Raw genomic sequence first — 6,092 nt, 5'->3', positions numbered from 1 at the left:
TTGTCGTAGACTTTCATATGCGGATAGAGCGCGTAGTTCTGGAACACCATGGCGATGTCACGCTCGGTCGGACCGGTTGAATTTACGATCTTGCCGTCGATCGCAACTGTTCCCGAGGAGATGGTTTCAAGCCCGGCGATCATTCTGAGCAGCGTGGACTTGCCGCAACCCGACGGGCCGACCAGCACGCAAAGCTCCTTGTCGGGAACCGCGATTGAAACGCCCTTCACGGCCTCGAAACCGCTGGGGTAGACCTTCTTCACATCCTTCAGATCGACGGTCGCCATCAGCTTCTCACTTTTCGGAATCGACCAGGCCGCGAACGAACCAGCGTTGCATCAGCACCACGACCAGGATCGGCGGCACGATGGCCAGCATCGCTGTAACCATGACCAGGTGCCATTGCGTATCGGCATCGGCGAAGGAGACCATCTTTCTGAGCGCGATGACGATCGTGTTCATGTTGCTGCTGTTGGTGACGAGCAACGGCCACAGATACTGTGTCCAGCCATAAATGAAGAGGATGACGAACAGCGCCGCGATATTTGTCCGCGACAGCGGCAACAGGATATCGAAGAAGAAGCGCCACGGCCCCGCACCGTCGACCCGCGCCGCCTCAACCAATTCGCCAGGAATCGTCATGAAGAACTGGCGGAACAGCAGCGTGGCGGTGGCCGAGGCGATCAGCGGGATGATCAGGCCCGCATAAGTGTCGATCATGCCGAGATCGACCATCACCTTGTAGGTTGGCAGGATGCGCACCTCGACGGGGAGCATCAGGGTGATGAAGATCAGCCAGAAGAAGGTCATGCGCAGCGGAAAGCGGAAGAACACGATCGCATAGGCAGACAGGATCGAGATGAATATCTTTCCCACCGCGATGCCGAGCGCCATGATCGTCGTGTTGAGCAGCAGCCTGCCGACGCTGACGCCGCCGATGCGGCCGACACCGCCGAACAATGCCTCGCTGTAATTGTTCCAGAACTGATCGCCGGGCAGGAGCGGCAATGGCGGCCTGAGGATCGTTTGCAGCGTCTGCGTCGAGGCAACGAACGTGTAGTAGATCGGGAAGGCGACGATCAATATGCCGAGGATCAGCATGGCGTGGGCGATGACGGTGCGGAGCGGTGACTGGCCGATCATCGCTCGCCCTCAGCCGTAATGGACTTTGCGTTCCACATAGCGGAACTGGATGGCGGTGAGCGAGATGACGATGATCATCAGGATGACCGACTGCGCCGCCGAGTCACCGAGGATCAGATTGACGAAGCCGTCATTGTAGACCTTGTAGACCAGCGTCTCAGTCGTCTTGCCCGGACCGCCCCCGGTGACGGCATGGACGATGCCGAACGTGTCGAACAGGGCATAGACGGTGTTGACGACCAGCAGGAAGAAGGTCGTCGGCGCAAGCAGCGGGAAGACGATGGTCCAGAATCGCTTGGTCTCGCCGGCGCCGTCCATGGCCGCCGCCTCGATCAAGGCTTTCGGCACCGCCTGCAGGCCGGCGACGAAGAACAGGAAATTGTAGCTGATCTGCTTCCAGGCAGCGGCGGACACCAGCAGGATCATGGCGTGGGTGCCATTGAGCAGTGGATCCCAGGCGATGCCGAAACTCCTCAGCATGTAGGCCAGCGACCCGATCGAAGGGTTGAAGAGGAATAGCCACAGCATACCGGCAATCGCCGGCGCCACCGCGTAGGGCCAGATCAAGAGCGTGCGGTAGAGACCTTTGCCGCGCACCACCTTCTCTGCCATGACCGCCAGCAGGAGCGCCACGCACATGGCGACGATAGCGGTCGCAAGGGAAAACACCACCGTGACCTTGATCGAGTTCAGGTAGGCCGGATCGGCAAGCACTTTCCTGAAATTGGCGAACCAGACGAACTTGGTCCTCAGCCCGAACGGATCCTGCCTGAGCATGGATTGGTAGAACGCCTGACCGGCCGGCCAGTAGAAAAAAACGAGCGTGATGGCCAGTTGCGGCGCCACAAGCAGGTAGGGAAGGACCTTGTTGGGGAACACGACGCGAGGGGTCACGGAGCCACTCCGAGGTGATGAGGCGGGGGGCACCATGCGGCACCCCTCTCCGCCAAGATGGCTTTGATGAGCGTTTCGGACTGGGCATCATCGACCATTGGCGAAATCGCAAGGCACGGCAAAACTCCCCTCACGAGGGGAGATGCCCGGCGGGACAGATGGGTGCGCCGTAGAGCAAGGACCTGCGCTCGCTCTAATTCCCCAGCGCTTCCTTGATCGCGGCATTGCCACGCGTAACCGCATTGTCGAGCGCCTGCTGCGCGGTCTGCTGGCCGGCGAGCATCTTCTCGAACTCCTCGTTCTGGATATCGCGCACCTGCGGCAGATTCGGCAGACGTACGCCCTTGGAATTGTCGGTCGGCGTCTTACCCGTCATCTGCAGGATCGGGGTCTCGCGGCCGACATTCTTGTCATAGAAACCGGACTTCTTGGTCGCTTCATAAGCCGCCAGCGTTACCGGCAGATAACCCGACTTCTGGTGCAGGTATTCTTGCACCTCGGTCTTCGACAGGTAGGCGAAGAAGGCCGCGACGCCCTTGTATTCCTCATCGGATTTGTCCGCGAAAACCCACAGGCTGGCGCCACCCGGCGTCGTGTTCTGCGGCGCACCCTTGGCGTCGCTGTCATACGGCAATTGGCCAATGCCGTAATTCATGCCGGACTTGACGATATCGCCAAGTCCGCCGGACGATTCGGTCATGATCCCGCATTCGCCCGCAAGGAAGATCTGCTTGGCTTCGGAGGTGCGGCCGCCATATTTGAAGGTGCCGTCCTTGGCGAGGTCCGCCAGCGCCTGGAAATGGTTGACGAAAATCGGCGCGTTGATCTTGAGCTCGACATCGCCGCCGGCCAGACCGTTCTGCTGGGTGGCCCATGACACGTCATTCCAGGCCGCGAAATTCTCCAGATGTATCCAGGTCAGCCAGGTCGAGGTGTAGCCGCAGGCGGCCGCGCCGCTCGCCTTGATCTTCTTGGCGTCTTCCCACACTTCATTCCAGGTCTTGGGTGGGCTATCGACGTCGAGACCAGCCTTCTTGAAGATATCCTTGTTGTAATAAAGGATCGGCGAGGAGGAGTTGTAGGGGAAGGAGAGCATGGTGCCGTCCGGCTTCGAATAATAGCCGACTATGCCTGGCAGATACTGGCTCTTGTCGAAGGTCATTCCAGCGCTGGTCAACACATCGGCTGCGGGCTTGATGGCACCTTCGGCCGCCATCATCACGCCGGTGCCGACGTCGAACACCTGGATGATGTCTGGCGCCTGGCCCGCGCGGTAGGCGGCAATGCCGGCATTCAGCGTCTCGGGATACGTGCCTTTGAACACCGGAACGAGCTCATAGTCGCTCTGGCTGGCATTGAAATCTTTGGAGATCTTGTCGACGACTTCGGCATTGGCGCCAGTCATGGCGTGCCACCAACTGATCTGCGTGACGGCAAAAGCGGAGGTTGAGGAAAGCGTCATAAAGGTAGCGGCAACACCGGCCGCGAAGCCGAAGGACTTCATGTTTCATCTCCCGTTTGTCATTGGCGAAAGGGGGCACTCCCGCGAAGGCAATATGTGTCGCTCATGACAATCAGACAACGGTTTTGTTGCAGATCGACGAACTTCACCCTTTACCTGACGCAACGCTCGTCTCCGCTTGGAGGCATGGGAAGCGATGCGGTTAGCCGGCTTAGCGCGACGACAAGCGCGCCAGGAACCACCGTCGGGACCGTCAAGCTGGCTTTCGGCGTGTCAGCCCTGATTGCAGCCGCAGCAACCCGAAGAGACACGCCAAGGTTGCAGCCGACTTTATCGATCCCTCAACGGCAACGCGCTACTCAATCCTGCTGCCCTGTTTATTTCCAAAGCTCAGGTGAAATAAATGCTGACGGTCTACAATTGTATCGTCAACGAACATGATCTGAGACTGGTCGCACTCGCCGCGTTGATCTGCGGAATTTCCTGCTTCTCTGCTGTCAACCTGCTTCAGCACATAAGCCGTTCCACAGATCGGAACCGGCTTGCCTGGCTGATGATCGCGGCCACTTCGACCGGCTTTGGCATCTGGGCAACGCACTTCATCGCCATGCTCGCATTCACACCGGGCATACCCAGTGCCTATGATCCGGCACTCTCCGTGCTTTCGCTCGCTGCTTCGGTCACTTTGACGGCAGCCGGCATGTGGATCGCCACCTTGCGGGATGAGTTCGACTATCATCTCGTCGGCGGCGCCGTGCTGGGCGGCGGTATCGCAGCCATGCACTACATCGGCATGGCGGCGTTCGAGGTTCAGGGCCGTATCGAGTGGAACCTGTTGCTTGTCGCCGTTTCCCTGCTGGCCGGCGTAACGCTCGCGGCGCTGGCGCTGCGTGTCGTGCAGCGCCGCCCCTCCTTGAAGGCGACATCCGGCGGCGCGGTGCTGCTGACGCTGGCGATCTGCACCCTGCATTTCATCGGGATGGGTGCCGTCTCGATCTTCCCCGATCCCTCGATCGTCATATCCGAATACACGATCGAGCCGACCTCGCAGGCTTTCGCGGCCGCCGCCGCCACACTGGTGATCCTGGTTCTGTCGGCATCGGCGCTGTGGATCGATTTGCGCTTCCGTCGCCAGAAGCTCGAGGTCGACCGCATGCACGGCCTGGCCAATGCCGCCGTGGAGGGGCTGATCGTCTGCGACGGCAACCGCATCATCAGTGCCAATGACAGCATTGCGGCACTGACGGGCAAAGCAACAGCGACCCTGAACGGAATGCAGCTTGGCGATCTCTTCGGATCCGATATCTCGGGCTTCGGCGAACAGCCGCAGGAGGCCGAATTGAGCGGTCGCGATGGCACGAGCATTCCTGTCGAGCTGATCGCCAGGAGCATCGACTACTGTGGCAAACCGCACAACGTGGTCGCGGTCCGCGACATTCGCGAGCGCAAGAAGGCGGAACAGGAGATCCTGCGGCTTGCCCATTTCGATCCATTGACCGGACTGGCCAATCGCCGCAGCTTTTCCGGCCGGCTGGAGACGGAAATCGCTGCGATGGTCCGGACCAGGAAAGGCGGCCAGCTTGCGCTTCTGCTGCTTGATCTCGACCGGTTCAAGGAGGTCAACGACCTGTATGGGCACGGCGCAGGCGACGCCATGCTGCAGAAGGTTGCGCAGTGCGCGACCGGTATCCTTCGTCCAGGGCAGATGGTGGCGCGGCTGGGCGGCGATGAGTTCGCCATCATCGCGCCGAACCTGGCCGACCCGTTGGAGGCGGGCCGTATCGCCAACGCGGTGCTGACCGCCATGCGCGAGGAAAACCGGCTCTCGGTCGGCGGCGGCCTTGTGTCGGCAAGCATCGGCATTGCGCTGTATCCGTCGGATGCCGAAAACCAGGCCAGCCTGATAAGCCACGCCGATACGGCACTCTACCGGGCCAAGACCGAAGGCAAGGACACTTACCGTTATTTCGAAGCATCGATGGGGGCCGAGGCCCGCGACAAGCGCGTCATGGAGCACGAACTGCGCCAGGCGGTCGCACGCCAGGAGTTCTATCTCGTCTACCAGCCGCAGAAAGAGATCAGCAGCGGAAAGATGGTCGGCTTCGAAGCGTTGGTCCGCTGGCGGCATCCGACTCGCGGCGACGTGTCGCCGGCCATATTCATCCCGGTGGCCGAAGACAGCGGCGCCATTGGCCAGATTGGCGAATGGGTGCTGACGGCTGCCTGCGAGGAAGCCGCCCGCTGGGAAAATCCGCTGACAGTGGCCGTCAACGTTTCGGCGGTGCAGCTCCACAACACGAATTTCAGCCGCAAGGTCCACGAAACATTGCTGAATTCCGGCCTGGCGCCCGGCAGGCTCGAGCTTGAGATCACCGAGACGGCGCTTGTCAAGGACATGCCGCGGGCGCTGGCCACCTTGCGGCAGGTCAAGGCGCTGGGCGTGCGCGTGGCCATGGACGATTTTGGAACCGGCTATTCCTCGCTCTCCAACCTCCGCGCCTTCCCCTTCGACAAGATCAAGATCGATGGCTCCTTCATCAAGTCGGTCGACAAGAACGGCCAGGTCGCGGCGATCGTGCGCGCCGTCCTGGGA

5 protein-coding genes are annotated in these 6,092 nt (G+C 60.7%); 1 reads left to right on the top strand and 4 read right to left on the bottom strand.

Annotation, left to right across the window (positions count from 1 at the left end):
- The 4 genes from EN879_RS21045 to ugpB form a co-directional block, all read right to left on the bottom strand.
- Window positions 1–287, bottom strand: a 287-nt coding sequence (locus EN879_RS21045; protein ID WP_127274223.1) for an ATP-binding cassette domain-containing protein, incomplete at its 3' end; no start/stop codon positions are given.
- A gap of 7 nt (window positions 288–294) precedes the next feature.
- Complete coding sequence (ugpE, locus tag EN879_RS21040) at window positions 295–1,143, bottom strand: sn-glycerol-3-phosphate ABC transporter permease UgpE (protein ID WP_013529415.1); 849 nt, start codon at window positions 1,141–1,143, stop codon at window positions 295–297.
- 9 nt (window positions 1,144–1,152) lie between these two features.
- Complete coding sequence (gene ugpA / locus EN879_RS21035) at window positions 1,153–2,073, bottom strand: sn-glycerol-3-phosphate ABC transporter permease UgpA (RefSeq protein ID WP_050580468.1); 921 nt, start codon at window positions 2,071–2,073, stop codon at window positions 1,153–1,155.
- A 157-nt stretch (window positions 2,074–2,230) separates the two neighbouring features.
- The gene (gene ugpB / locus EN879_RS21030; protein ID WP_013529413.1) at window positions 2,231–3,541 is read right to left on the bottom strand and encodes a sn-glycerol-3-phosphate ABC transporter substrate-binding protein UgpB; all 1,311 of its coding nucleotides are present in this window, start codon (window positions 3,539–3,541) and stop codon (window positions 2,231–2,233) included.
- Between the two features lie 361 nt (window positions 3,542–3,902).
- Between ugpB and EN879_RS21025 the strand changes: the two genes are divergently transcribed.
- Window positions 3,903–6,092 (top strand): EAL domain-containing protein (locus EN879_RS21025; RefSeq protein WP_164774490.1); only part of this gene is annotated, 2,190 nt, incomplete at its 3' end.

This window comes from Mesorhizobium sp. M7A.F.Ca.AU.002.02.1.1 (assembly GCF_003998535.1).
Taxonomy (GTDB): Bacteria; Pseudomonadota; Alphaproteobacteria; order Rhizobiales; family Rhizobiaceae; genus Mesorhizobium; species Mesorhizobium ciceri.
The sequence above is the reverse complement of the archived record's forward strand: the minus strand, read 5'-3'. Positions and strand labels throughout refer to the sequence as shown.

What these genes read in the sequence shown, in the direction of transcription:
- ugpA (WP_050580468.1), bottom strand. Translation starts at nt 2,073, where the DNA reads ATGGTGCCCCCCGCCTCATCACCTCGGAGTGGCTCCGTGACCCCTCGC.
- ugpE (WP_013529415.1), bottom strand. Translation starts at nt 1,143, where the DNA reads ATGATCGGCCAGTCACCGCTCCGCACCGTCATCGCCCACGCCATGCTG.
- ugpB (WP_013529413.1), bottom strand. Translation starts at nt 3,541, where the DNA reads ATGAAGTCCTTCGGCTTCGCGGCCGGTGTTGCCGCTACCTTTATGACG.